A 26,664-nucleotide genomic window follows, 5' to 3' on the forward strand; every position below is an offset into this window, starting at 1 on the left:
TTCAATTCGTGAAAGAGAGTGGAACAAAATGGGCCGTAAGTGGAACAATATTAAAGAAAAGAAAGCATCAAAGGACGCAAATACGAGCCGGATTTACGCGAAGTTCGGCCGTGAGATTTATGTGGCGGCAAAACAAGGCGAGCCAGATCCGGAATCGAACCAGGCGCTAAAAGTGGTGCTTGAGCGCGCGAAGACGTACAGCGTGCCGAAAAATATTATTGAGCGTGCGATTGAAAAGGCGAAAGGCGGCGCGGAGGAGAACTTTGACGAGCTGCGTTACGAAGGTTTCGGGCCGAACGGTTCAATGATCATCGTTGATGCGTTAACGAATAATGTAAACCGCACGGCGCCTGAAGTGCGCGCCGCATTCGGGAAAAACGGCGGAAATATGGGGGTGAGCGGGTCTGTCGCTTACATGTTCGATGCGACTGCCGTTATCGGCGTTGAAGGCAAGACGGCGGATGAAGCGTTGGAATTGCTGATGGAAGCTGATGTGGACGTGCGCGATATTTTAGAAGAGGATGACAGTGTGATCGTATATGCCGAGCCTGATCAATTCCATGCGGTACAGGAGGCATTCAAAAATGCCGGCGTTGAAGAGTTCACGGTTGCGGAGCTGACGATGCTTGCGCAAAATGAAGTCGAGCTTCCGGAAGATGCGAAAGCTCAATTTGAAAAGCTGATCGATGTGCTGGAAGATCTGGAAGACGTACAGCAGGTTTATCACAATGTAGATTTAGGCGAATAAAGACAAAAAGGCCGGGGCGGCATAAGTTCCGGCCTTTTTATTTTGCTTATACGGTCGGCCTGTATCGTATATCTCCGTAAGTAATTATTGATTATTTCGCCAAAACTGGGCGGATGCCCATACGTTTCCTTCCGGATGTCATAAACTGGACTGTAACCTATGTGAAGGAGCGATAAATCATGAATGAAAGAAGACCGATTTACGGCGGAGGCTTTGGCGGCGGCTATGGAGGCTTCGGAGGCTACCCGGGGTACGGTTTTGGCGGCTACGGAGGCTTCGGAGGATATCCGGGATACGGTTTCGGCGGAGGCTACGGATACCCGGGATACGGTTTTGGCGGTTACGGCGGTTTTGGCGGCTACGGCGGCTACGGAGGCTTCGGGGGATATCCGGGGTACGGTTTTGGCGGCTATGGCGGAGGCTACGGCGGCTACCCGTTCCATCATCATCATCGGGAAAGCCAATATATCTGACCATTCGGGAAAAAGCACTCTTGGAACAGCAAGAGTGTTTTTTTGTGACCGTTTCTAAGCGCTGGCTTTTTTCATTTCTTACAGGGCATAAATGCCGATACGGATTCATACCTATTAAGGTCATGTGTTTAGGAAAGGAGGATCGTAATGAAAGAAAATCAGCCGTTTACACCGGTCAAATCCTATAAACCCTTCCACAGCCGGTTTGATCCCTGCCCGCCGATCGGGAGAAAATACTACAGAACGCCGCCGCATCTTTATATGCGGTTTCAGCCGTATCACTTGGAGCAGTTTTCTCCGATGGAGGCATTGAGAAAAGGGACCCTTTGGAAGGATCTTTACGATTTCTATGATAATCCTTATCGGGGGGGAACCGAATATGGCGAAAAAGATTGATGATGAATATTATCGGCTGCTGGAGCAAATTCAGGCGGCGGACTTTGTCTTGGTGGAGCTGACGCTTTATCTGGATACGCATCCCCATGACCGTCTCGCGCTTCAGCAGTTTCATGAATATACCCGGTACTCAAGACAGCTGAGAAAGCGGTTTGAGCCTGAGTACGGACCGCTTCTGCAATTCGGCGTGAGTCAGGTCGGCGCTCAATGGGACTGGGGCCGCGGTCCTTGGCCATGGCAAGTATAAGGAGGGATCTGTAAATGTGGGTATATGAAAAAAAGCTGCAGTATCCGGTTAAAGTCAGTACATGCAACCCGATGCTGGCTAAGTTTCTCATTGAACAATACGGCGGGGCGGACGGCGAATTGGCCGCAGCGCTCCGGTACTTAAACCAGCGCTACACGATTCCTGACAAGGTGATCGGCCTGCTGACGGATATCGGCACGGAGGAGTTTGCGCATTTAGAAATGATTGCGACGATGATTTATAAGCTGACAAAAGATGCGACCCCGGAGCAGCTGCGTGATGCAGGGCTCAGTGATCATTACGTCAACCATGACAGCGCGCTGTTTTATCACAATGCGGCCGGAGTTCCGTTCACAGCGTCTTACATACAGGCGAAGGGAGATCCGATCGCTGATTTATATGAGGATATTGCGGCTGAAGAAAAGGCGAGAGCGACGTATCAATGGATTATTGATATTTCCGATGATCCTGACCTGAATGATTCACTCCGTTTTCTGCGTGAGCGTGAAATCGTCCACTCTATGCGTTTCAGGGAAGCGGTTGAGATTTTAAAAGAAGAACGTGATAAGAAGAAAATTTTTTAAACGGCCCTCAAACACGACGGCTGTTTTTTTCCTTTCTGCGTTTGGTCTATAATAAAGGTGTCGAATATTCTGATTACAGGAGGATTTTATGACACCTTTTACGATTACGGAGGAGAAGGCGGGGGCATTCCGGGTCACCTCCGCCCGGAAAGATGATGCAAAAGAGGTCATGGATCTGCTCGTGCAAGCGGCAGAATGGCTTCGCGATAAAGGGTCGAACCAGTGGAGCGGCCTTCTGCAAGGGGAAGATACCCACAATATGCGGGAGGCGATCGCCCAAGGGTATGTTTTTTTATTCAGGCAGAATGAAGAGCTGGCCGGCGTCGTCATGCTGCTTCCCGAAGCAAGCGGGTGGGACAGACGTCTTTGGGGCGATGAAGGACATGAGGAGTCCGTATATCTCCACCGGCTGGCGATTAACAGGCGGTTTGCAGGGGCGGGGCTCGGCCGGACAATCATGACTTGGGCGGAGACGGGTGTGTCTTGTCCGGGAAAAACGAAAATCCGGCTCGATTGCGTGTCCGAAAACAAGGCGCTTCAGTCGTTTTACAGCGGAATGGGGTACGAATCAAAAGGACCTGCGCCGGGTTATCATTTGTTTGAAAAAAAGGTGAGCAAATAAAAAGCTACTCATGACGGAGGTGCAAAAGACATGGGGTTTTTTTTTCTGATCTGTCTGGCCGCATTTTGTCTTAACTTTGCCGTATCGGCTGTGCTCCGCAAGAAATGGCCGAAAAAGATGTGGCCTGAGTGCCTTTTGGCGGTGCTGGGCCTGACTGCTTTCGGTACGGTTGTTTACAGCATTTTCGGTGTCGGCGGCTGGGAAGGAATGGGCTTGGGGCTTGCCGCGATGTTTGCGGGTTCCGGAGCGGCTGCCGGTTATGCCGCTGAGGTGTGCTTACGGGTCGTCAGATCGAATCAAAAACAGTAAGCAGAAGTGAAAAAACGCGGCCTCGGCTGCGTTTTTTTGTGTGTTGCCGGCCGCTGTATAGAAAACAGGCGAATGTCCATAATGGTAATGACTTTTAAGAAGAAGGTGCGAATATGGGACATTTACTTACAGTGGCTTGGGAGTTAGTATGCGGTTTGGGTATTTTATTTGTGATTTTAAAATTGCTTGGAAAAACTCAATTCTCGCAAATTACGCCGTTTGATTTTATTTCTGCGCTCATCCTCGGCGAACTGGTCGGAAATGCGGTGTATGATAAAAACGTCAGGATTATTGAAATCATTTTTGCTTCCCTGTTATGGGGGGTTTTAATTTATCTCATCGAACTGATTACGCAGAAAGTAAAAAGCACCAGAAAGCTGTTGGAAGGCGAGCCGAGTATTATCATACATAAAGGAAAACTGAAATATGATGTGCTGAAAAAGAATAAGCTGGACATTAATCAATTGCAAAGCCTTCTCAGACAGGCGAATTGCTTTTCCATACAGGAAGCGGAGTACGCGATTTTAGAAACAAACGGGATGGTCAGCGTCCTGCCGAAATTTCAATATGATACGACGAAAAACGGCGACATGCAAATAAAGCCGAAGCAGGTCTCTTTGCCGGTCACGCTGATTATTGACGGCGAATTGCTGTATGAAAATCTGAAAGAAGCCGGGCTGGAAGAAAAGCAGCTGAATCAGGAGCTGAAAAAGCTGAACATCAAAAAAACGGAGGACGTGCTGTATGCGGAATGGAAGCCCGATAAACCGCTGTTTGTCCTGCCGTATGAGGAGAAAAAATAAAAAGAGCATTGCCCTGGGGCAAATGCTCTTTATTATTTTTCGTGTACGCCTGTTTTAACGGCTCTGACATGATACATACCGACATCCGTCCCAAGCATATAATCAGGTTTCGGCTTGCCTTGGTTTGCTTTATGGGCCGCGATGTGGTCTTCGCTTTTTTCCCATTGTTTCCAATGATCTTCTGACTCCCAGCGGATTAATACGACGACTTCTTCATCACCGCGGCGGACTTTTTTTTCCAAGACCGTTACGTCTATCAAACCTTCCTGCTTTTCAATCACGCCTTCTGAACTGAAGCGTTCGATTACTTTGTCGGCATGTCCTTCTTTTACGGTCATTTTTCTGATTTGCACGAACATCTGGCATCTCTCCAATCATTTTCACGCTTTATCCAACATTTTAAATGAAAATGATTCTCAAAGTCAATTAAGATGCCTGACGGATTACGATTTCAGGAGAAAGACATGACCATCCTCATCTTTAAATTGCACGAAGCTGCCCCATTCCATTTGTTTCGGTTCATCTAAAAAGGTGATGCCGTTCTTTTTCATCTGTTCGTATGCGGCAAAGACATCTTCACACTCAAATACGATAGAAGCCTTCATATGCTCGGCGCCTTTCATCATCGATTTCGGATAAATAACCAAATGAGTGGCGGCTCCTTTGGGCGCTACCTCAAGCCAGAAGGCGCCCGGGCCCATCGGATGCTCGGCGACGGTTTCAAACCCCGCTTTTTCCGTCCAGAATGTTTTCGCTTTTTGCTGATCATCAGTGTATACGGCGACTGTCGCGATTTTTTTGATCATCATACTGACCTCCTGTTTCATTTCTTTTATAGTGTATCCTCCTGCCGAAAAAAGCAATCAAAAGCTTTAATGTGCAGGTTTTTTTAATTTCTCTAGTGCGATCGGCGATTCCGATTTATAATTTAGACAAAAGTACATATTCTTGAAAGAGGAGACGGCAGTGAACAAAGACCAGTTACTTCATGATTATATTATTACACATTCGGCAGAGCTGACGGAAAAATGGCTCAAGCTGAGACGGAAGCTGAGAGGGCGTTTTTATTCTGCGGATCAATTAAGTGAGGAAATGAAACGGCTGCTGATCGAGCAGCATACCTTTACAAACACGGTCATCGCAAGCGCTTTTTTGGAAGATCCGGCCGTTTTTCAGCATAACAAAGAAAAATGGGCCGCACAGGTAGCGAAAAGCAGAGTGGAGCAGGACGCGGAGGTTCATGAGGTCGTTGAGGCGATCGGCAATTCAAGAACCGTCTTTTGGGAGGCGGTCACCCGTTTTATGGATGAGCATCAGGACATCGTAACAAACGAGGATGCCCGCCGCTGGAATCACCTTGTCAACAGCTCGTTTGATCAGCTGATGACGGATTTTACTGAACAGTTTCAGACATTAATGATCGCAAGGCTGTCATCTCAGCAGGAGCTTATTTCCGAATTGAGCTGTCCGGTTATTTTGATCGCGGATACGATCGGCACTCTGCCGCTCATCGGATCGATTGATACGAGACGGGCGCGCGTGATTTTGGAGACGGTGCCGGAAAACTGTGTCGCCAAACGGATCACAAACCTTGTGATCGATCTGTCCGGTGTGCCCATTGTCGATACGATGGTGGCGCAGCAATTGTATATGCTGTCGAAAACGTTATTTCTCCTCGGCATCAGAACCGTGTTTTCCGGCATTCGGCCTGATGTGGCACAGACTTCTATCCAATTAGGGCTTGATTTTTCAGAGTATCAAACTTACGGCTCCCTGGAGCAGGCGCTCGCCAGCATGGGTGTCACATGTGTGATCGAGGAAGCAAAAGCATAGAAAAAAGGTGCTCCGGCCAGAGGCGGAGCGCTTTTTTTGTCAGCGGAAAACAATGTAAATATGTCGGAACGGAAGATTGCGTTCTTAAAAAGAGCAATATGACGCCTTGGGGGCGGGCGTCGGCGACACGGTTTATATCAAAGCGAAGGAAGTGAAAGTTTTCGCAAAGAAAACATATCCAAAAATTGTGTAAATGTTATTGATTTCTGAATGAAAACATAATAGTATAATTATATATTTCTTATCAGAATAGTATGAATTAAAACGCTCATTGTCAAAAGACGAACGGCCAGACATAAAGGGGGAGCATGATGACGTCCAAAGGAAACGTAGATCCGCATGTGATCGAAAAGATTATCAGCGCGCTGGAAACGCTCGATTTCGGGACAGTTCAGATTACGGTTCATAATTCCCAAGTGACACAAATTGATAAGGTGGAGAAATATCGATTTTCCCTGAAGAGCAAAGAAGTAAAACAATCTTAAAAAACACCCAATGACAGGAGGCGGTACATATGAAGCATTCAACTGTTCCTTTCCGTGAGAGCCGGTATCTGCACCTGCCCGAAGTGCGCTTTCTGCATTGGTGCACGAAGCAATACGGCATTAACAAAGGCGTGCTCAATACAATTGACGGCTGGTTTTATGATGCGGGCGTCATTCCGATTCCCGTCAGGCGTCTTTATGTGCTGGCATTTCTCGATTTCGCGAAAACGCCGGGGCAGAAGGGGAATATCCGATTCGGGCACGGCGGATTGACGAAAAAACTGCATGATTTCATGGATATGCAGGAATGCGCAGCAAAACGTCAGGCCTGATATCCTTAAAATCTTCTTAAAATCATGCAAATTTCTCCCATTTTATTTATAATAGACCTATCACGATCATTTTTTGGGAGGACTTTTGACATGCAAACTGCTGCTTATGAGAGCAAACAATCTATTATGCAGCGCATTATAACGGTATTTGTGTTTACACTGTTAGTTGCGACAATCGGCCTGTATACGGGCCAGTTCATTCCGCCGGCATTGATGCTGCCGCTGTCGATCTTAGAGGTCGTCATGATCATCGCCGCGTTTTGGCTGCGCCGAAAAAAAGCCGTCGGATATGTGTTTGTCTTTTCATTCGCTTTCATTTCCGGAATGACGCTGTTTCCGATTATCAGCCATTATGCGTCCGCAGCGGGGGCCTATGTCGTATTGGAGGCATTCGGTTCTTCGTTTGTGATTTTTGCGGTGCTCGGTACGATCGGCGCTAAGACGAAAAAGGACTTGTCGTTTTTATGGTCCTTCTTGCTTGTCGCTGTTATCGCGCTTCTCGCAGTGGGGATCTTTAATATTTTCAGCCCGCTGAATTCCGCCGCCATGATGGCGTATTCCATCATCGGAACGATTGTGTTTTCAATGTACATCTTATACGATCTGAACCAGATCAAGCACCGGGACATCACGGCTGACCTGATTCCTTTGATGGCATTGACGCTTTATATCGACTTTATTAACCTGTTTATCAACCTGCTTCGGTTTTTCGGGATTTTAAACAGTGATGATTAACCGCGCGAAAAAGGCGCCCTGCTGAGAGGGGCGCCTTTTTATGTTCTGCCGCCGGAAAACAGCAGAAGCTTATCAAATAATACTTCAAGCATTTTTGTCAATTCCGCTTTTTGTTCAGCGGTGAAGCTTTCCATGACTCCTGAAATATTGGAGAAGTGGCCGGGAAGAAACAGCATCAGCTTTTCTTTTCCTTCTTTTGTGAGTTCGATGCTGATTTTTCGTCTGTCGCCGGTATGCCGGCTGCGGTTTACAAAGCCGTCCCGTGCGAGTCCGTCGATCAATCCGGTGATGGTCGCTTTGGTGACATTGGATTTTTTCGCCAGCTCCGTCGGACTCAGGCTGTGTCCGGGTGCGTCAAACAGAAACATTAAAATTTTGAATTTCCCTTCGGACAATCCGTGACTTGAGAAATAATGCTCCATGACCTGGTTCATTTTTTTAGACATATCAAATAACGTCAAAAATGTTTTCAATGATTCAGCATCCATATCGGCGTAAATCTCAGCGCGTCCGGCAATCTGCGAGTAATCCGGCAAATGTCTCAACTCCATTTTGTAAGCCTCCGTACCATTTTAGTGATTCAAAGTATAAGCTTGCCGGATTCAAAAGGCAACCTATAAAGATTGACAGTTTTTCAGCCTATATAGTAAGGTGGCTAATAGTTAATGAATAATAAATAAATAGAGAAGGCGGTATCGTGATGAACCATGAAGTGAAAAAGATCATCATAGCGGGCGGAGGGATCGGCGGCCTGTCCGCAGCGATTTCTCTCGGCAGAGCCGGTTTTGAAGTGACCCTTTGCGAGGCGGCGTCCGGCATGCGAAAAAGCGGAGCGGGCATTCTCCAGCCTCAAAATGCGCTGCGGGTGCTGCAGGAAATCGGTGTGTATGATGAATGCTGTCAACACGGCTTTCAAACGGAATGGCTGAAGCAGTATGATGAAAACGGAACGCTGCAGTTTAAAGTGAGTGAGGCGTTTTTAGATGATTCATTGCCGGGGCGGAATAATATATTGCGGCAAACGTTAAACGATATCCTCAAAAAGCATGCTGAAGCGGCGGGGGTCACGATTCTGCCCGGTAAAAAAGTCGTGTCTTACGAAGAAACGGCAGATGAAATAACGGTGCATTGTGCAGACGGAACCGCGATGACGGCTGACATCCTCGCCGGCTTTGACGGCATCCGCTCCGCTGTCCGCGATCAAATGCTGCAAAGAGAAGTGAAAACAGAGTATCTCGGCATGGGAGCGCACAGATTTTACATTTCTTTTCCCGAGCCGATATTTCATGATTCGACACTGATGTATAAAAAAGGGCAGACGCAGGTCGGAGTCGTGCCGCTCTCTGAAAAAACAGGATACGTATTTATCATCCGGCCGTATGACGCTGACTTCAGGGATGACGAGGACACGCGTTTTGAACGGGTGAAAGACTTGCTGCGCGGAATTCCGGGAGTAAAGTTTGTGACAGAGAATATGTCAAAGGAATATCCCGTTTTGTTTCATAAGATTGAGCAGATGGCGGTTAAAGAACCGTGGCACAGAGGCCGCGTCGTTCTGGGCGGGGATGCCGTCCATGCAGGAGCGCCGACATTGGCGCAGGGAGCGGCGATGGCGATTGAAGACGCGATCGTGCTTAGTGAGGAACTGCAAAAGCACAAAAACCATGAAACTGCATGTCAAGCATACTTCGAAAGACGGGCGGAGCGGGCTTTACAGGTGCAGAATCTCTCATCTGAAATCGTCCGCCGCGAGATAAAGGGAACGCCCGGCGTCCAGGACATCATGAGGGAATGCTATCGATTGCTCAAAGAGCCCTATTAAATCAAGAAAGTCCAGAACATGGCGTCTGGACTTTTGTCAGTCTTGTTCAGATTTATTCCGTATCCGTTCAATCACCTCATGCAGCCCCTCAGGCTTGTGAAACTCCACCGGCGAACTGCCTTTTTCAAACGAGATCGTCTCCGCCTCAATGAGCGCGACATAGCGCCCGTTCACTTTTGCGAGATGGATGGATTCGCCGAAATCAGCCAGTAATCCTTTAATCTCTGTTTCTCCGACTTTCATTTTCAGCTCGGCTTCCGGCGTGTGTTCAATGATCTGCGCGGATGCCTCGATGACTTGATGGGTGTCGAGGCGCTCCTGAATTTCCCGCTTTTCACTCGCTTCCCAAATTTCAATGTCGTGCTCAAACTGCTGAAGCTCTTCGCTGTTTTCTTCAAACGTTTCATACACGTGTTCCTGCACCATGTTCATGACTTGGCTTTTCATGATTTCCGGCATCGATTCGCCGTATTCGACAAATTTGAGAAAATCTTCGAAATAACGGGCGTGCGAGGCCTGATGGATTTTCAGCTCATGCTCTTCCGTCATGCCTTCTTCCGGCATATACGGATATTGAATGCTTTTCATGTTTTTTGTCGTGATGGCCATTTCGACCTTTTTAATGAGAGACGAGGCGTCTGAGATGCGGGCCACCTTCGGCTCGAAATCGCATTTCATCATAAAGACGAATTTGTCTTCAAAATACTTGCGCGGAACGGCCGATGCCACGATAAAAACACCGCCGCGCACGGCGCTCGTGTCAAGGTAAGTGCGGACGAACTGCTCGCTTGCTTCGATAAATGCTTCCTTCGTATCCGCAAGTCTGGCGCGGTTGAAAAGGTTGTAATTCGGATTTGAATCAAGCTCATGGCCCGGCTCCGTGATAAAATGGCCGATTTTTGTGGGGACCTGCTCGGATTGCGGATGCCGTTCGGCTTTCCGTTTGACGATTTTCTTCAATTCCCCGTCAAGAAAATCCTTCAGCTCGCTTTCTTCAAATTCTTCCGTGTCAAGGGTCTGGAAATGTTTGAACTGTTTGTTTGCCTGTTCGTCTTTTCCTTCCACTTGAATGACATAAAACGATAAAAACTTGATTTCAAAATCCATATGTGAACTCACCTTATTTCTGTATTTAACAAGCCTCTCCAGTATAGAAAAAACCGTTATCGATCGTCAATCCGATGATTGATCCGTGACGGCGGATAATCGGCCGGTGAAAAGGGCAATGTAGTTGGAAGGAACGCATCAACGTGTTAGAAAGGGTGTTATTCATGAAGGAAACAGGTCCGATTCCGCAGCCGAAGACATTCGGCCCGCTCGGCAATCTTCCTTTGCTTGATAAAGACAAGCCTACAATGTCGCTGATCAAACTGGCAAACGAGCAGGGGCCTATTTTTCAGCTGCATACCCCGGCGGGCGCCATTATCGTCGTGTCCGGCCATGAACTGGTGAAAGAGGTTTGTGATGAAGAGCGGTTCGATAAAAGCATTGAAGGGGCTTTGGAGAAAGTCCGGGCGTTTTCCGGTGACGGGCTGTTTACAAGCTGGACGCATGAGCCTAACTGGCGAAAGGCGCATCATATTCTGATGCCGACCTTCAGCCAGCGCGCGATGAAAGATTATCATTCGATGATGACTGATATCGCGGTGCAGCTGATTCAAAAATGGGCTAGGCTGAACCCGGATGAGGCCGTTGATGTGCCTGCTGATATGACCCGCCTGACGCTCGATACGATCGGGCTTTGCGGCTTTAACTATCGGTTTAACAGCTATTACAGGGAAACGCCCCATCCGTTTATCAACAGCATGGTGCGCGCCCTTGATGAAGCGATGCACCAAATGCAGCGCCTTGATGTTCAGGATAAGCTTATGATCAGGACGAAGCGCCAATTTCATCATGACATTCAGGCGATGTTTTCGTTAGTAGACAGTATTATCGCAGAGCGCCGGTCAGGCGGCCGGGATGAAAAGGATCTGCTGGCCAGAATGCTGAATGTGGAAGACCCGGAAACGGGCGAAAAACTTGATGATGAAAATATCCGGTACCAAATCATCACGTTTTTAATTGCCGGCCACGAAACGACCAGCGGCCTGCTTTCTTTTGCCATCTATTTTCTGCTGAAACATCCCCGTGTTTTGGAAAAAGCCTATGAAGAAGCCGATCGGGTTTTGACCGATCCCGTTCCTTCTTATAAACAAGTACTGGAGCTTAGTTATATCCGAATGATTTTGCAGGAGTCATTGCGCTTATGGCCGACCGCGCCTGCGTTCAGCCTTTATGCGAAAGAGGATACGGTGATCGGCGGGAAATATCCGATCACGCCGAAAGACAGAATTTCCGTCTTAATTCCCCAGCTTCACCGTGATAAAGACGCGTGGGGAGACAATGCGGAGGAATTTTATCCGGAGCGGTTTGAACATCCTGATCAAGTGCCTCACCATGCGTATAAGCCGTTCGGAAACGGTCAGAGGGCGTGTATCGGTATGCAGTTCGCCCTGCATGAAGCAACTCTTGTTCTGGGGATGATTCTGCAGCATTTTACTTTTATCGATCACACCGATTATGAGCTCGATATTAAACAGACACTAACGATCAAGCCCAACGATTTTCATATCCGGGTGCGGCCGCGAAACAAAGGAGACGTTGCGGCTGCTCTCCCGGCGGCTGAAAAAGCGGCGGAAGACGTCGGAAAAGAAAAACGGGAAACAAAAGGCGCATCCATTATCGGGCTTGATAACCGACCGCTTCTGATTCTGTACGGCTCAGATACGGGAACCGCAGAAGGCGTGGCGCGGGAGCTTGCCGATACTGCCGGGATGCACGGCGTCCGGACTGAAACGGCGCCTTTAAATGACCGGATCGGAAAACTGCCGAAAGAAGGAGCTCTCTTGATCATTACGTCCTCTTATAACGGAAAGCCTCCGAGCAACGCGGGACAATTCGTTCAATGGCTTGAAGAAGTCAAACCCGGGGAACTGGAAGGCGTCCGATATGCCGTCTTCGGCTGCGGTGATCATAACTGGGCGGCGACATATCAGGCTGTACCGAGGCTTATTGATGAGAAGCTTGCCGAAAAAGGGGCGGAACGCTTTTCCTCCCGGGGCGAGGGGGACGTCAGCGGCGATTTTGAAGGAAAGCTTGATGAATGGAAAAAAAGCATGTGGACGGACGCCATGAAGGCATTCGGTCTCAAGCTGAATGAAAATGCCGAAAAAGAGCGAAGTGCGCTGGGCCTTCAATTTGTCAGCGGGCTTGGCGGGTCTCCTTTGGCACAGACGTATGAAGCGGTTTACGCATCCGTTGCGGAAAACAGGGAACTTCAGGCGCCGGAAAGCGGTCGGAGCACAAGGCATATCGAAATCACTCTGCCGAAAGAGGCTGCCTATCATGAAGGGGATCATCTCGGCGTGCTGCCGGTAAACAGCAAAGAGCAGGTCAGCCGTGTTCTCCGCCGGTTCAATCTGAACGGGAATGATCAAGTGCTGCTGACGGCCAGCGGACAGAGCGCGGCTCATCTCCCGCTCGATCGGCCGGTCAGACTGCATGATCTTCTGAGCAGCTGTGTCGAATTGCAGGAAGCGGCATCAAGGGCTCAAATCCGGGAAATGGCCGCTTATACGGTCTGCCCGCCGCACAAACGGGAATTGGAAGATTTTCTTGAGGAGGGCGTCTATCAGGAGCAAATCTTAACATCGCGCGTCTCGATGCTCGATCTCCTTGAAAAATATGAAGCGTGTGAACTTCCGTTTGAGCGATTTCTGGAGCTTTTGCGCCCGTTGAAGCCGCGGTATTATTCGATTTCAAGTTCGCCCCGGAAACATCCCGGGCAGGCTTCAATTACCGTCGGCGTCGTTCGCGGCCCCGCCCGGAGCGGTTTGGGTGAGTATCGCGGAGTCGCTTCGAATTATTTAGCGGACCGCGGCCCTGAGGATGGTATCGTGATGTTTGTCCGCACTCCGGAAACACGATTCCGGCTGCCGGAAGATCCGGAAAAACCGATTATTATGGTCGGTCCCGGCACAGGAGTCGCCCCGTTCCGCGGATTTCTGCAGGCCCGGGCGGCGTTAAAAAAAGAAGGAAAAGAGCTGGGGGAGGCTCATCTGTATTTCGGATGCAGAAACGATCATGATTTTATTTACCGTGACGAGCTTGAAGCTTATGAAAAAGACGGAATCGTGACGCTTCATACGGCTTTCTCCCGCAAAGAAGGCGTACCGAAAACGTATGTGCAGCACTTAATGGCGAAAGACGCCGGCGCTTTAATTTCCATCCTCGGCCGGGGAGGGCACCTCTACGTATGCGGCGACGGCAGCAAAATGGCGCCCGATGTAGAGGCAACGCTGCAAAAAGCGTATCAGTCGGTCCACGAAACAGACGAACGGCAAGCGCAAGAATGGCTTTTGGACCTCCAGACAAAAGGCATTTACGCAAAAGATGTTTGGGCGGGGATTTGACCGATTTGATGTAAAGGACTGGATGACTCCAGTCCTTTTTTTACATCAGCCAAAAAAACCTTCAAGTTTTTTAACCCCTTTGCATACAATAACTTCAGCCCGCCTGTTGGGCGGCTGTCTTTGATATTCATTTTTCGTTTTTAGAAGTTTGTGTTATTCTTATATTTGGTATCTCCTATTTTCAGACCGGGTCTGATACGGTACCTTTTAATGCCAGAAAAAAATGTGAAACGAAGAACGGATATCCTGCGTCTAATGGCTGGCGGGATAAGATGTTCAATGGGCATGACACGAATGATAAATATATCGTTTTTTTAAATGGTGTGTTTATGGGGCTGTGTGATGCTTTCGTTTTGCTCGGAAAGCAGGAATTGAAGCAAAAAGTAAGAATACAGATTTAAAGTGTTTAGGAAAGTAGAGGTTGCCATGAAGAAATTATTTTCTTACAGACTTAGTTTTTTTGTACTGGCTATTATTTTGTTTTGGGCCAAAACGTATTTAGCCTATCATGCTGAATTCAACCTTGGGGTGAAGGGTCCGACGCAGCAGTTTCTGCTTGTGATCAATCCGTTCTCAAGCGCCATTTTCTTTTTAGGACTGGCATTGTTTGCGAAAGGCCGCAAATCAGCGATTATCATGGTGATTATTGATTTCATCATGACGTTTATTTTGTATGCAAATATCCTATTCTATCGATTCTTCGATGATTTCTTGACATTCCCGAACTTAAAGCAATCCGGTAATGTGGGAAATATGGGAGACGGCATCTTCAGCATTATGTCCGGCCATGATATTTTATACTTTGTTGATATTATTATTTTAATCGCGCTTCTGGTGTGGAGACGTGAGCTGAAGGAATTCAAGCTGAAAAAACGGTATACGTCATTAATTATCGTGACGGGTATTGTTTTGTTCTTCGTGAACCTGGCGATTGCCGAAGAGGACCGCCCGGAGCTGCTGACAAGAACGTTTGACCGCAATTACATTGTAAAATACTTAGGCCTTTATAATTACACGATTTATGACGGCGTACAGACGGCGCAGACGGAATCCCAGCGGGCATATGCCAGCAGCGATGACCTGACGAGCGTTGAAAACTACACATCGTCGCATTATGCGAAGCCGAACGCCGAGTATTTCGGCAAGGCCAAAGGCAAAAACATCATTAAGATTCACTTGGAGAGCTTCCAATCGTTTTTGATCAACTACAAACTTGACGGAAAAGAAGTCACGCCGTTCCTGAATAAACTCGCCCGCGGCGGAGAGGACATGACGTACTTTGATAACTTTTTCCACCAAACGGGCCAAGGTAAAACATCTGACGCCGAGCTGATGATGGATAACAGCCTGTTCGGACTGCCTGAAGGGTCAGCCTTCGTGACAAAAGGGGAAAACACGTATCAATCGCTTCCTGCCATCCTTGACCAAAGTGAGGGCTATACAAGCGCCGTTTTACACGGTGACTACAAATCATTCTGGAACCGTGACCAGATTTACAAACATATCGGCTACGATAAATTCTTTGACGCCAGCACATACGATATGTCTGATGACAACCTTGTCAATATGGGACTGAAGGATAAACCATTCTTCAAAGAATCCATTCCGAAGCTTCAATCGCTGAAACAGCCGTTCTACGCGCATTTGCTCACGCTGACGAACCATTATCCGTTTACGCTTGATGAAAAAGACGCAACGATCGAAAAAGCGAAAACGGGCGACGCGACTGTGGATGACTATTTCCAGACGGCGCGTTATCTCGACGAGGCGCTTGAACAGTTCTTTAAAGACCTGAAGTCATCCGGTTTATATGACAACTCGGTGATTATGCTTTACGGAGACCACTACGGAATCTCTGAAAACCATAACCGCGCGATGAAAGAAATTCTCGGCAAAGAAATTACGCCTTATCAAAACGCGCAGAATCAGCGTGTGCCGCTTATGCTTCGCATCCCCGGCAAAAAAGGCGGGGTGAACCATACGTACGGCGGTGAAATGGACGTTGTGCCGACGATCCTTCACTTGGAAGGCATCGATTCTAAGAAATATATTAATTTCGGCACCGATCTCTTCTCGAAAGACCATGATGATACGGTGACGTTCCGTAACGGAGATTACGTCACGCCGAAATATACTTCCATTTCCAATGTCGTATACGATACGAAGACAGGAAAAGAACTGAAAGGCAATCAGGAAACGAAAAACCTGAAAGCCAGAGTCACAGAGCAGCTGAAGCTGTCTGACAGCGTGATGTACAAAGACTTGCTCAGATTCCACAAATTGAGCGACTTTACGCCGGTTGATCCGTCTAAATATCATTACGGCAAAGAAAAGCTGAATCAGGATAATAAATAATAGAAAGAGCCTTACGGAATTTCCGTAAGGCTCTTTTTTTGTGTGTATCTTCACCAATCTGAAAAAAGAGAGAGCTTTTGGTCACAAAGGGCGCCAATCTCTCATATCTTACAGTAGATTTTGAAACCGGTGATAGAGAATCGGACAAATTATCGGGTTGGTTTCTCTTATACGGGCGGTTTCGAATCCAATATTCACAGAGAAGAGGGGTAGAGATGAAAGCAGTCATTCTCTGCGGCGGAAAAGGAACGAGAATGAGCGAAATCACCAATGAACGTCCCAAACCGCTCGCCATGATAGGCGGCAAACCGATTCTATGGCATATTATGAAACTCTATCAATACTATGGCGTGAACGAATTTATCCTGCTTCTTGGTTTCAAAGGAGAGATGATTAAGGAATATTTCTTAGATTATGACTGGAAGAATCACAGCATGACGCTGGACAGCTCTACCGGAGAAGTGCGGATATTGGGAAAATCCGAGCCGTGGAAAATCACTTTTTTAGACACGGGGGAACACACGCAGACAGCGGGGCGGCTTTTACAGGCGAAGGACATCATCGGTGATGAAACCTTTCTTATGACGTACGGGGACGGACTGGCCAACATCAACCTGTTTCATCTGATCAGCTATCATCAATCAAAAGGGGCTGCGGTGACCGTCACCGGTATAGAAAAGACCTCGCAATTCGGAACGCTGACGGTTGAAGACGGTATGGCGAAAAGCTTTTCTGAAAAAACCTCAAGTGACGGCATCATCAACGGCGGATTTTTCGTGCTCAGCCCGAAGGTATTTGATTATCTGCCGAAAGACAGGGATGTCATGTTTGAAGAAGAACCGCTGAAGGAGCTGGCGAAAGACGGCGAATTGGCGGTATACCGGCATTACGGTTTCTGGACGGCGATCGATACGTATAAAAACCTGCTGGAAATCAACAAGATGTGGGACCGGGGACAACATGTATGGAAGGTATGGTGATCAAGTTTGAGTTTCTGGAAAAATAAAAATGTGTTTGTGACGGGATGTACAGGTCTTTTAGGAAGCTGCTTGGTGAAGGAACTGATCGATCAGGGGGCAAATGTGACGGGACTTGTCCGTGACACTGTGCCCAAGTCGAACCTGTATCAGGGAGAACAAGTGAAGCAAATGAATATCGTGCAGGGCGCGCTTGAAGATCTGGATGTGATTGAGCGGGCGCTGGGCGAATATGAAATTGACACGGTCTTTCATTTAGCCGCTCAGGCGATCGTCGGCGTCGCAAACCGCAATCCGATTTCCACATTTGAAGCCAATATTCTCGGCACATGGAACATCCTTGAAGCGTGCCGCAGGCATCCGCTCATCAAGCGGGTGATCGTCGCGTCCAGTGATAAAGCGTACGGCGACCAGCCGACACTGCCGTACGATGAAAACATGCCTCTTCAGGGCAAACATCCGTATGACGTATCAAAAAGCTGTGCCGATTTGTTAAGCCACACATATTTTAATACGTACGGACTTCCGGTCTGTATTACGCGCTGCGGCAACTTGTACGGCGGCGGAGATTTGAACTTCAACCGGATTATTCCGCAGACGATTCAGCTCGTGCTGAACGGTGAAGCGCCGGAAATCCGCAGCGACGGCACATTTATCCGTGATTATTTTTACATCGAGGATGCGGTCGAGGCATACCTTTTGCTGGCGGAAAAGATGGAGGAGCTCAATCTTGCGGGAGAAGCGTTCAACTTCAGCAATGAGATTCAGCTGACGGTGCTGGAGCTTGTAGAAAAAATTCTTAAGGCCATGGACAGTGACCTCAAGCCGAAAGTGCTCAACCAGGGAAGCCATGAAATCAAGCACCAATATTTATCGGCGGAAAAGGCGAGGAAGCTTCTGAATTGGACGCCCGCGCATACCATTGATGAAGGATTGGAAAAAACGATCGAATGGTATAAAGCCTTTTTTCAAAAGTAACAGAAACAGAGGTGAGAGAAAGACGTGACAAGCGCATATTGCACAGTTTTATCAAAAGGAAGGCTGTATCAGGCCATCGCTTTGTTCGGCTCATTGAAAGCGGTTCAGGCGGACGCCCCCATTTTTACTTTGTGTATGGATCAAGACACCTATGACGTGCTTCAGGCAATGCGGCCGGATAATGTCACCTTGATTCAGGTGTCCGCACTGGAAAATGAGGAGCTCCTTGAACTGAAGCGGACGAGGGATCAGAGCGAATACTGCTGGACGGTGAAGCCGGTATTTCTCGAATTCGTGCTGGACGGACATCCGGAATTAGAACGTGTCACGTACATTGATGCCGATTTGTTTTTCTTCGCTGATCCGCGCGCGATTTTTGACAATCAGCCGGATTGTTCGGTGCTTCTGTCACGGGGCGATATCGTCATTCCCTCATTTGAAAAACAGGAAATCGACATGCTGCAGCGTCTTTTAGGCCGGTATAATTCCGGTTTTCTCAGCTTCAAAACCGACAGTGCCGGCACAGATTGTCTCAGATGGTGGAAAGAACGCTGCCTGGAGGAATGCAAAAATGCGCCGGGCGAAGGAAAATTCGGAGATCAAGGCTACTTGGATTACATGTCCGGCCTGTTCCCGAACGTGTGTGACATCACCACGCCCGGCGTGAATATCGGCCATTGGAATTACGGCCGCCACACGTTTTCATGGAAGGACGGGCGTCTTGTGCTCGAAGACGGAAGTCCGCTGATTTTCTATCATTTCAGCGGATACCGGATCGTTACAGCCGGCGACATTCGGCAGATTCATGAGACGGACCGGACCGACCTGCCGTTTGTCCATCAGCTTTACCAGGACATTCTGAAGCGGGTGATCGGGACGGTCAGCGCCGTCTGCCCGGAGTTCAGCGGCTTTGCATCTGAGGATGATAACAAATAAATGATCATATACAGGAAGTGAACGAAAAGTGAAGGCAAGCGTCATTGTTCCCGCATATAATTCCAAGGAGAGGCTTTATAACAGCCTGCTGTCCCTGAATGAACAGGAATGCACAGAGCCGTTCGAAGTGATTGTGGCTGACAACGGTTCGGAAGACGGAACCTTATCCATGCTTGAATCATTCAGCGCGAATTTCCCGCTGATTTTTGTGAGAATTAAAGAAAACAGAGGGATCGCTTACGGCCGGAATCAGGCGGTCCGCAATGCCAGAGGCGATATTTTGATCTTCCATGACAGCGACATGCTTGCCGAAAAGGATTTGGTGGCGAAGCATATCAAGGCTCATGAGAACCGGGACGATCTTGTCGTATGCGGTATGTTCTGGAAGCGGATTTACAGCTTTTATTATGACCGTTTTGAAAAAGAGCATAAGGAAAAACTCGCCGAACTGTATGAAGAGCTGCCGGGCGATAAAGAGCCGCTCCTTGAAGAAGGTGACATCAGAGACGGAAGTTTTCTTGACCAATGCTTTGATTTAGATACCGACTTTATCCGTGTGCTGAAAAGCATTTTGGAAAAATACGGAGATGATTTGAACGGCTACCGTCTGCCGTGGCGTTTTTTCATTACGAACAATTCGTCAGTCAAGAGACAGCACGTGGCAGATCTCGGCCTGTTTGATGAAGGCATTGTCAGATACGGCTTTGAAGATTATGATCTCGGCATCAGGCTTCATCAGTCGGGAATGAGATTTCAGCTGCGGCGCGATATCATGAGCGTCCATCAGGAGCATCCGAGCAACTGCGCTTCCGTTGATGATATCAGGGCGAATATCGCGTACATGTGCGACAAGTACAATGACATTCATTCGCTTGACGTGCACCTCGCGTTTAACGGCCCGTTTGACGCGGAGTTAACCAACAGCATGATGGCAGACATCGAAGTGCTGCTTGATTATGAGAAATATGAAAGCCTGCTGCACATTTTTCTCGAGCTGCTGCACGCGGTTAAAGACCGCAACCTCGACCCGGACTGGAAGACGAAAAGCCCGCGGATCACGGCGAACAGCTTCAATCTGCCGGAGGTCGGAAAGCTTTTGGCAAAAGCGGAAAAAAAGCTGGGCGTCACGCACTTTGCAAGGGCGTTCAAAGCGCTGGCTGCTGATTTACTGCATGTGGATCTTAAATAAATTGGATGTGATATGGTGAGTAAATATCATTTTTCAACCATTGTTTCCAGAACGCATATCTTTAAACTGATGCCGATGATTCATTCTCTCCATGAGCATTGCCGGGATTTTCATCTGTATGTGCTGTGTGTCGATCAGAAAGCGTACGAACTGCTTCAGCAGGTGCCGTGGGAACATATCACGGCGGTTCAGCTCCATGAAATGGAGGACCCGGAGCTGCTTGAAGCAAAGGGCGGCCGGACGTTTCATGAATATTGCTGGACGCTGAAGCCGGCATTTCTGTTCCATGTGATGACGGAGTATGATGAAGCCGAATATTTTGCCCACTTGGACACCGATCTCTTTTTCTTCTCAGATGCGGGCGAGCTGTTTGCGGAAAAGCCGGATGCTTCCCTTTTTCTGACGGATCACCGCAATTCAGAACGGTTTGCGTCTTATTACAAGCTGACGGGGCAGTACAACACCGGGTTTGTCGGCGCGCGGAATACCGGGGAAGCGTATCGGGCGGTCTGGCAGTGGAGGCAGGATTGCATCTCCTATTGTACGGTGGAGATGAATGAAGAAAAAAAGACATACGGTGATCAAAGGTATGTTGAAAAGTGGCCCGCGCAGTTTGAAGACGTTCATGTCACGGAGTCGATCGGCGCGAATGCGGCGCTGTGGAATATTGAGCAATATGACGTCAGCCTGCGCGGCGGGGCTGTATATGTCAATGACACCCCGCTGATTTTTTATCATTTTTCAGGCTTTACGCTCGTCACGGAGAACGAATTCAATCTGTGCTGGTACTATCACATTGATGACGAGGCGACAGTCAATATGATTTACGTGCCGTACATCAAAAACGTAAAAAAATGGATTGATGAAATTCAAAAAGCGTTTCCTGATTTCAGAGACGGGTTTATTCCGAAATATGCGGTTCCTGACACTCATTTTTATACGGTTGAAACATAAAATCCCTGCCTTTTCGGCAGGGATTATTTTTATGAATGCCATTCTTTTAATGTTTTGTCGCTCGGCAGGACAAAGGCGAGCAGACCTAAAACGGGCAGAAAGGCGACGGCAGTCATGGTCGGCGTCAATCCCGCTGAATCAATAAGAGCTCCGAGCGCAACGGCTCCGATCGCGCCCATTCCGAAGGCGAGCCCGACCGTAAGCCCTGACATCGTTCCGATTTTGCCTGGAACAAGCTCCTGCGCGTAGACAACAGTCACGGAGAAGCTGGACATCAGAACAACACCGATCAGCGCCAGTACGCCATAGGCGATGACAGGTCCCGCAAACGGAAGGAAAATCGTCAAGGGAGCCGATGCTATCATCGAAACGATGATGACGTTCCGCTTTCCGAAACGGTCTGCAAGCGGCCCGCCGAGAAACGTTCCGACAGCTCCGAAAAATAAAAAGACGAAGATGTAGCTCTGTGCCTGCTGAATGCTGACATGATAGGCATTCATCGCATAGAACGTATAAAAGTTGCCGATCGCGCTCACATACCAGGAGCGCGCGAAAATTAAGAAGATAATCATGATAAGGGCGAGAATAATCGGTTTTGTAATCATGGTCTGCACAGCGGAGGCCGGTGATTTTTTACTTGCGGCGCGCAAATGAATAAGGCGGCCTTTATACCATTTGGCGATATAAATGAGAAACAGAACAGCGATTGCGGCGACAAGCGTAAACCAGACAGAGCCGAATTGACCGAGCGGAACGAGAATGAGCGCGGTAATCAAGGGCGCCATCGCCTGGCCGGTATTCCCTCCGACTTGGTAAATCGATTGCGCCAAGCCGCGCTTTTCGCCGGCGGCCATGTAGGCGACACGCGATCCTTCAGGATGAAAGACGGCGGAGCCAAGGCCGATAAAAAAGACACAGCATAAAATCGTCAGAAAAGACGGGGCGAACGCGAGACCTAAAATGCCGAGCATGCTTGCGGTGAGTCCGAGCGGCAAGGCATACGGCATCGGGCGTTTATCCGTATACCAGCCGATGACGGGCTGCATCACGGAAGACACCATATTCAGCGTAAAGGCGATAATTCCGAGCTGCGTAAATGTAAGATTCATGGAACGTTCCAATATCGGAAACATCGCCGGAATCACCGCTTGCAGTGAATCGTTCAGCAGATGACAGATCCCGATAATGAACAAAATAGAATACATGGTTGTCTCGGGACGATGGACAGGTTTTTCTTTAAGCGGGGCGGCAATTGCCAAAGTGATTCTCCTCCTTTTTATGTAAACGAAGCATACACCATATTATTCATAAGGTGAATGAATTATCAAGTGCAAAAAAGGCTCTTCTTTCTCAAACAGAAAAAAGAGCCTCCCTTTTTATTTATTTAACAAACTGTGTTTTCTCGAATACATCATATAAACGACGATCCCGGCGGTGATCCAGATGACAAAGGCGAGCCATGTCACGCCCGGCAGGCTGCTTGCGAGATACAGGCATAAGCATGCGCTGATGATCGGCACAAAAGGCACGAAAGGAACACGGAAGGAAGATTTGATCTCCGGATGTTTCTTTCTTAAAACGATGACGGCGATCGCAATGACCGTAAAGGCCGCCAAGGTTCCCATGTTGACGAGATGCGCCAAGGTTCCCAAATCAATAAAACCCGCGATCCCGGCGGCAGCGATCCCCGTCACCCATGTGTTTTGAAACGGTGTTTTAAAACGCGGGTGAACCTTGGAAAACATGCGGGGCAAAAGGCCGTCTCTGCTCATCGCAAATGTAAGGCGCACCTGAGCGTAAAGCAGAGCGAGCATGACCGTTGTAATCCCGATAATCGCGCCGACGGAAATAATGCCTGCTATTTTGTTCTGGCCGACAAATTGGAGCGCGAAAGATACAGGGTCTCCGACATTCAGCTTGGTGTACGAAAGCATTCCCGTCAGGACAAGCGATACCGTAATGTAAAGGACGGTGCAGATGGCAAGCGCGCCGATGATTCCGACCGGCATTGATTTCTGCGGGTTTTTCACTTCTTCCGACGCGTTTGACACGGCATCAAATCCGAGATACGCGAAGAAAACGGTCGCGGCGCTCGTGATGACGCCTTTCATTCCGAACGGCATAAACGGCGACCAGTTTTCCGGTTTCACGTAGCCGAAACCGACGACGATAAACAGCAGAATGATCGCAATTTTCATCAATACAATGACATTGTTAAAGCGGGTGCTTTCTTTCACGCCCCTGGAAACAATCGCGGTAATGACCAAAATAATGATAACGGCCGGCAGGTTGAACACGGCACCCGTTTTGCTGCCGGGTGCGGCGGTCAGCGCCTCCGGAAGATGCAGCCCGAAGCCTGCAAGAAGCGACTGGAAATAGGATGACCAGCCGGTTGCGACGGCGGCGAGCGCGATAACATATTCAAGCATTAAGTCCCATCCGATTAAAAACGCGAGACACTCCCCGAGAGTGACATATGAATACGTATATACGCTGCCTGAAATCGGAATGGATGAAGAAAATTCCGCATAACAAAACGCGGCGAGCGCGCAGGCAAGGCCCGCGAGCACAAACGACAGAATCAAAGCCGGTCCTGCACCTGTCGCGGCCACAGTCCCGGTAATCACAAAAATCCCCGTGCCGACAACACAGCCGATTCCGAGCAAAACCAAGTCAAAAGCGCTTAACGAGCGGGACAGGCTGGTCTGTTTGCTCTGGGCCTTTAAGTCGGCCAGCGGCTTTTTCCGAAATAGTAAAGACATATGGGTCCTCCTGAAAATTCATAATATTCTTATCATTATATACACTGACGTTTGTATTATATTGTCGAAATTTCCCGCAGTCAATTAAAGAATTTTCCACTTTAAAAGGACAAAGCTAAAAAGCGTCGATGCACGGAAGGAAAGGGAATTTTATTGTGAAATAGTTCAATTTTCTCACCTTAAGACCGATACAAAAGATGACTCATCAACTAATTTCAAGTTTCGGTGAAAGGGAGATGTTTACATGTTTCAATATGAAGAACTAAATAAGCAGTTTATCGGCGGCCGATGGAGGGATGGGAGCAGCCGGAACGTATTGGAAAACAGAAATCCTTATACTCAAAAAGTCATCACCTCATTCCGAAAAGCGACGCCTGATGACGTGGATGCGGCATATCGCGCCGCGGCTCTTGCGAAACAAGAATGGGACAAAGTAAACCCTTTTAAAAAGCGGGCCATTTTGGAAAAAGCCGTTTCTTTCATTGAAGAGCACGAAGAAGCGATTATTTACTTAATCATGGAGGAGCTTGGCGGAACACGGCTGAAGGCTGAGTTTGAAATCGGACTTGTCAAAAATATGATAAAAGAAGCCGCAACATTTCCGGTGCGGATGGAAGGGAAAATTCTCCCGTCCACGATTGACGGAAAAGAAAACAGGCTGTACAGAATACCCGCCGGAGTCGTGGGGGTGATCAGCCCGTTTAATTTCCCGTTTTTCCTTTCGATGAAATCTGTTGCGCCGGCACTCGGCGCGGGGAACGGCGTCGTGCTGAAGCCTCATGAAGAAACGCCGATCTGCGGCGGAACGCTTATCGCGAAAATTTTTGAAGCGGCCGGCGTACCGGACGGGCTGCTGAATGTCATCGTGACGGATATCGGGGAGATCGGCGACAGCTTTGTTGAGCATCCCGTGCCGCGGATAATCTCATTTACAGGTTCAACCGGAGTGGGCAGCTATATCGGACAGCTTGCGGTCAAACACTTTAAAAAACCGCTGTTGGAGCTTGGCGGAAACAGCGCGCTGATCGTGCTTGAGGATGCTGATCTTGAATACGCCGTCAATGCGGCCGTATTCAGCCGGTTTACGCATCAAGGCCAGATCTGTATGTCGGCGAACCGCGTGCTCGTTCACACATCTGTATATGACAAATTTACAGAGCTTTACGAAGCGAAAGTGTCATCGCTGAAAGTCGGCGATCCGATGGATCCTGATACGGTTATCGGTCCTTTAATCAATGAGAGACAGGCGGAAGGTCTGAGACGGTCTGTCGAAAAAGCGATAGAAGAGGGAGCGGTTCCGGTGCTGTCCGGCCGATTCAGCGGAACGGTCGCTGAGCCCGTCATTTTAAAAGATGTGAAACCTGAGATGAGCATCGCGAAGGAGGAGCTGTTCGGACCGGCCGTCTGCATCATGCCGTTTGAAACGGAGGATGAAGCGGTAAGCATCGCAAACGCGACACCGTTCGGTTTAAGCGGAGCCGTGCATACGGCAAACGTGGAGCGGGGCGTTGAGTTTGCTAAGCGGATCGAAACCGGCATGATTCACGTCAACGATACGACCATTAATGATGAACCGAATGTCGCGTTCGGCGGCGAGAAACAATCAGGTCTCGGCAGGCTGAACGGCGAATGGAGCCTTGAAGAATTCACCACGCTGAAATGGATTTCGGTTCAGCATGAAAAACGTCAATTCCCATATTAAGAAGGAGTGAAAGAAATGAGTATACAGACGGAGCAGCAAACGCACAGCCTGCTTGACGCTTTTGTCAAAGTTGCGCCTTTTTTAAACAGCCTGATCCAAGATGACATCACCATCGGAATTTATGATACAGAAAAATTAATCGTGAATATTCCGGCTAAAACGTTTTCTCTTAATGTAAAGCCGGGAGATCCGCTGCAAAAAGGGGACATCATTACAGACGCGATCCGCATGAATCAGAAGAAGACAAGCATGGTGCCGAAAGAGCTGTTCGGATTTCCGCTGATCGCCAGAGCGATTCCGCTTCATGATGAAAACGGAAAAGTCATCGGCGGCGTCGGTCTCGGTACGAGCCTTGAAAAATCAGCCAAGCTTCATGATGTCGCTGAAAGCCTGTCCGCCGTCGTGGAACAGACCGCTTCGGCGATCGCGGATATCTCAGAATCTATCAGCGGTTTCTCAGCACAGATGACCGGAATTTCCGCTCAGGCGAAACAAGTCAGTGAAAGCGCGGGAGAAATCGCCGACATTTCCGTTACTGTCAAGGGCATCTCGGATCAAAGCAATCTGCTCGGTTTGAATGCGGCCATTGAAGCCGCGAGAGCAGGAGAATCCGGCAAGGGCTTTTCCGTGGTGGCGGATGAGATCCGCAAGCTTGCCACTCATTCAAAAGACAATGTCGGCCAAATTGACCAGATTACGAAAAAAATCCACAGCCTGCTGAAAGGGCTGGAGGACTCAATTGAATCCATCAACCAGAACACGGACGGCCAAGCGGCGGCGGTTGAACAAATTTCTGCCACGATGCAGGAGATTTCAGGAAGCGCCCAGCATTTAGCGAAAATGGCTGAAAACGTTCTCGGAGAATCATAAAAAAGGGGAGCTTACGGGCTCCTTTTTTGTTTTCCCTTTATCAAGCGGAAACTGCACTTACACGTTTGATCCGTCATGCTCAGGGGTACACATACGAA

At 48.5% G+C, this 26,664-nt stretch carries 28 protein-coding genes; 22 read left to right on the top strand and 6 right to left on the bottom strand.

What is annotated here, in order from left to right; translation table 11 throughout:
* Positions 1 to 28: 28 nt before the first annotated feature.
* The 8 genes from GNE05_RS03970 (at position 29) to GNE05_RS04005 (ending at position 4,182) form a co-directional block, all read left to right on the top strand.
* Complete coding sequence (locus GNE05_RS03970) at positions 29 to 748, top strand: YebC/PmpR family DNA-binding transcriptional regulator (protein WP_003155709.1); 720 nt, start codon at positions 29 to 31, stop codon at positions 746 to 748.
* Positions 749 to 927: 179 nt separating this feature from the next.
* Positions 928 to 1,221, top strand: coding sequence for a spore coat protein (locus tag GNE05_RS21495; RefSeq protein ID WP_160182466.1), 294 nt, complete (start codon positions 928 to 930; stop codon positions 1,219 to 1,221).
* A gap of 147 nt (positions 1,222 to 1,368) precedes the next feature.
* A complete protein-coding gene (gene cotJA, locus GNE05_RS03980) occupies positions 1,369 to 1,617 on the top strand; it encodes a spore coat-associated protein CotJA (protein WP_160182467.1) in 249 nt (82 codons plus the stop codon).
* Positions 1,601 to 1,864, top strand: a complete 264-nt coding sequence (cotJB, locus tag GNE05_RS03985) for a spore coat protein CotJB (RefSeq protein ID WP_160182468.1) — start codon at positions 1,601 to 1,603, stop codon at positions 1,862 to 1,864. The genes cotJA and cotJB overlap by 17 nt, the downstream gene beginning before the upstream one ends.
* Positions 1,865 to 1,878: 14 nt before the next feature.
* Positions 1,879 to 2,448, top strand: coding sequence for a spore coat protein CotJC (gene cotJC / locus GNE05_RS03990; protein WP_003155700.1), 570 nt, complete (start codon positions 1,879 to 1,881; stop codon positions 2,446 to 2,448).
* Between the two features lie 88 nt (positions 2,449 to 2,536).
* The gene (locus tag GNE05_RS03995) at positions 2,537 to 3,070 is read left to right on the top strand and encodes a GNAT family N-acetyltransferase (RefSeq protein WP_007408935.1); all 534 of its coding nucleotides are present in this window, start codon (positions 2,537 to 2,539) and stop codon (positions 3,068 to 3,070) included.
* Positions 3,071 to 3,100: 30 nt separating this feature from the next.
* On the top strand, positions 3,101 to 3,379 hold the full coding sequence (locus GNE05_RS04000; protein WP_007408936.1) for a YesK-like family protein: 279 nt from the start codon (positions 3,101 to 3,103) through the stop codon (positions 3,377 to 3,379).
* Between the two features lie 113 nt (positions 3,380 to 3,492).
* The gene (locus GNE05_RS04005) at positions 3,493 to 4,182 is read left to right on the top strand and encodes a YetF domain-containing protein (protein ID WP_014417139.1); all 690 of its coding nucleotides are present in this window, start codon (positions 3,493 to 3,495) and stop codon (positions 4,180 to 4,182) included.
* A 32-nt stretch (positions 4,183 to 4,214) separates the two neighbouring features.
* On the opposite strand, the gene hmoA is transcribed toward GNE05_RS04005, so the two are convergent.
* Both hmoA and GNE05_RS04015 read right to left on the bottom strand, forming a co-directional pair.
* Positions 4,215 to 4,541 (bottom strand): heme-degrading oxygenase HmoA, encoded by a 327-nt coding sequence (gene hmoA / locus GNE05_RS04010; RefSeq protein WP_003155696.1) that lies wholly within the window; start codon positions 4,539 to 4,541, stop codon positions 4,215 to 4,217.
* Positions 4,542 to 4,625: 84 nt separating this feature from the next.
* Positions 4,626 to 4,988, bottom strand: a complete 363-nt coding sequence (locus GNE05_RS04015; protein WP_007408938.1) for a VOC family protein — start codon at positions 4,986 to 4,988, stop codon at positions 4,626 to 4,628.
* Between the two features lie 160 nt (positions 4,989 to 5,148).
* On the opposite strand from GNE05_RS04015, the gene GNE05_RS04020 reads away from it, so the two are divergent.
* From GNE05_RS04020 to GNE05_RS04035, 4 genes are all read left to right on the top strand, one after another.
* Positions 5,149 to 6,015: an STAS domain-containing protein gene (locus GNE05_RS04020; protein WP_014417142.1), complete on the top strand. Its 867-nt coding sequence runs from the start codon at positions 5,149 to 5,151 to the stop codon at positions 6,013 to 6,015.
* Positions 6,016 to 6,326: 311 nt separating this feature from the next.
* Entirely contained in the window at positions 6,327 to 6,500 is a 174-nt protein-coding gene (locus GNE05_RS04025; RefSeq protein WP_003155693.1) for a YezD family protein, read from the top strand.
* A 29-nt stretch (positions 6,501 to 6,529) separates the two neighbouring features.
* On the top strand, positions 6,530 to 6,832 hold the full coding sequence (locus tag GNE05_RS04030; protein ID WP_007408940.1) for an FMN riboswitch-binding regulator RibR: 303 nt from the start codon (positions 6,530 to 6,532) through the stop codon (positions 6,830 to 6,832).
* 90 nt (positions 6,833 to 6,922) lie between these two features.
* Positions 6,923 to 7,567 (top strand): Bax inhibitor-1/YccA family protein, encoded by a 645-nt coding sequence (locus tag GNE05_RS04035; RefSeq protein WP_160182469.1) that lies wholly within the window; start codon positions 6,923 to 6,925, stop codon positions 7,565 to 7,567.
* A 38-nt stretch (positions 7,568 to 7,605) separates the two neighbouring features.
* Here GNE05_RS04035 and GNE05_RS04040 read toward each other — a convergent pair whose 3' ends face one another.
* Positions 7,606 to 8,118, bottom strand: a complete 513-nt coding sequence (locus GNE05_RS04040; protein ID WP_007408942.1) for a MarR family winged helix-turn-helix transcriptional regulator — start codon at positions 8,116 to 8,118, stop codon at positions 7,606 to 7,608.
* A 149-nt stretch (positions 8,119 to 8,267) separates the two neighbouring features.
* Here GNE05_RS04040 and GNE05_RS04045 point away from each other — a divergent pair, with 149 nt between their 5' ends.
* On the top strand, positions 8,268 to 9,389 hold the full coding sequence (locus GNE05_RS04045; protein ID WP_160183187.1) for an FAD-dependent oxidoreductase: 1,122 nt from the start codon (positions 8,268 to 8,270) through the stop codon (positions 9,387 to 9,389).
* Between the two features lie 36 nt (positions 9,390 to 9,425).
* Here the strand turns inward: GNE05_RS04045 and GNE05_RS04050 are convergent, their stop codons facing one another.
* Positions 9,426 to 10,496 carry a DUF3900 domain-containing protein gene (locus tag GNE05_RS04050; RefSeq protein WP_007609950.1) on the bottom strand — a complete coding sequence of 357 codons (1,071 nt, stop codon included), beginning with the start codon at positions 10,494 to 10,496 and terminating at the stop codon, positions 9,426 to 9,428.
* 164 nt (positions 10,497 to 10,660) lie between these two features.
* On the opposite strand from GNE05_RS04050, the gene GNE05_RS04055 reads away from it, so the two are divergent.
* From GNE05_RS04055 to GNE05_RS04085, 7 genes are all read left to right on the top strand, one after another.
* Positions 10,661 to 13,843 (top strand): bifunctional cytochrome P450/NADPH--P450 reductase, encoded by a 3,183-nt coding sequence (locus GNE05_RS04055; protein WP_160182470.1) that lies wholly within the window; start codon positions 10,661 to 10,663, stop codon positions 13,841 to 13,843.
* 426 nt (positions 13,844 to 14,269) lie between these two features.
* The gene (locus GNE05_RS04060; RefSeq protein ID WP_003155677.1) at positions 14,270 to 16,198 is read left to right on the top strand and encodes a lipoteichoic acid synthase; all 1,929 of its coding nucleotides are present in this window, start codon (positions 14,270 to 14,272) and stop codon (positions 16,196 to 16,198) included.
* 215 nt (positions 16,199 to 16,413) lie between these two features.
* Positions 16,414 to 17,178 (top strand): glucose-1-phosphate cytidylyltransferase, encoded by a 765-nt coding sequence (locus GNE05_RS04065; RefSeq protein WP_015239357.1) that lies wholly within the window; start codon positions 16,414 to 16,416, stop codon positions 17,176 to 17,178.
* Between the two features lie 6 nt (positions 17,179 to 17,184).
* A complete protein-coding gene (locus GNE05_RS04070; protein WP_012117042.1) occupies positions 17,185 to 18,153 on the top strand; it encodes a GDP-mannose 4,6-dehydratase in 969 nt (322 codons plus the stop codon).
* 24 nt (positions 18,154 to 18,177) lie between these two features.
* Positions 18,178 to 19,089: a putative nucleotide-diphospho-sugar transferase gene (locus GNE05_RS04075; protein WP_014417151.1), complete on the top strand. Its 912-nt coding sequence runs from the start codon at positions 18,178 to 18,180 to the stop codon at positions 19,087 to 19,089.
* Between the two features lie 28 nt (positions 19,090 to 19,117).
* On the top strand, positions 19,118 to 20,278 hold the full coding sequence (locus GNE05_RS04080) for a glycosyltransferase family 2 protein (RefSeq protein WP_014417152.1): 1,161 nt from the start codon (positions 19,118 to 19,120) through the stop codon (positions 20,276 to 20,278).
* Positions 20,279 to 20,293: 15 nt separating this feature from the next.
* Positions 20,294 to 21,232: a putative nucleotide-diphospho-sugar transferase gene (locus GNE05_RS04085; RefSeq protein ID WP_007408951.1), complete on the top strand. Its 939-nt coding sequence runs from the start codon at positions 20,294 to 20,296 to the stop codon at positions 21,230 to 21,232.
* 29 nt (positions 21,233 to 21,261) lie between these two features.
* Here the strand turns inward: GNE05_RS04085 and GNE05_RS04090 are convergent, their stop codons facing one another.
* On the bottom strand, positions 21,262 to 22,491 hold the full coding sequence (locus GNE05_RS04090) for an MFS transporter (protein ID WP_160182471.1): 1,230 nt from the start codon (positions 22,489 to 22,491) through the stop codon (positions 21,262 to 21,264).
* A 117-nt stretch (positions 22,492 to 22,608) separates the two neighbouring features.
* Entirely contained in the window at positions 22,609 to 23,994 is a 1,386-nt protein-coding gene (locus GNE05_RS04095; RefSeq protein ID WP_160182472.1) for a branched-chain amino acid transporter BcaP, read from the bottom strand.
* A 244-nt stretch (positions 23,995 to 24,238) separates the two neighbouring features.
* On the opposite strand from GNE05_RS04095, the gene GNE05_RS04100 reads away from it, so the two are divergent.
* Both GNE05_RS04100 and GNE05_RS21500 read left to right on the top strand, forming a co-directional pair.
* On the top strand, positions 24,239 to 25,696 hold the full coding sequence (locus tag GNE05_RS04100; RefSeq protein ID WP_033574964.1) for a benzaldehyde dehydrogenase: 1,458 nt from the start codon (positions 24,239 to 24,241) through the stop codon (positions 25,694 to 25,696).
* A 465-nt stretch (positions 25,697 to 26,161) separates the two neighbouring features.
* On the top strand, positions 26,162 to 26,566 hold the full coding sequence (locus GNE05_RS21500) for a methyl-accepting chemotaxis protein (protein ID WP_369719111.1): 405 nt from the start codon (positions 26,162 to 26,164) through the stop codon (positions 26,564 to 26,566).
* Positions 26,567 to 26,664 lie beyond the last annotated feature (98 nt).

It is taken from the genome of Bacillus sp. AM1(2019), assembly GCF_009906915.1.
In the GTDB taxonomy this organism is placed as follows: domain Bacteria; phylum Bacillota; class Bacilli; order Bacillales; family Bacillaceae; genus Bacillus; species Bacillus velezensis.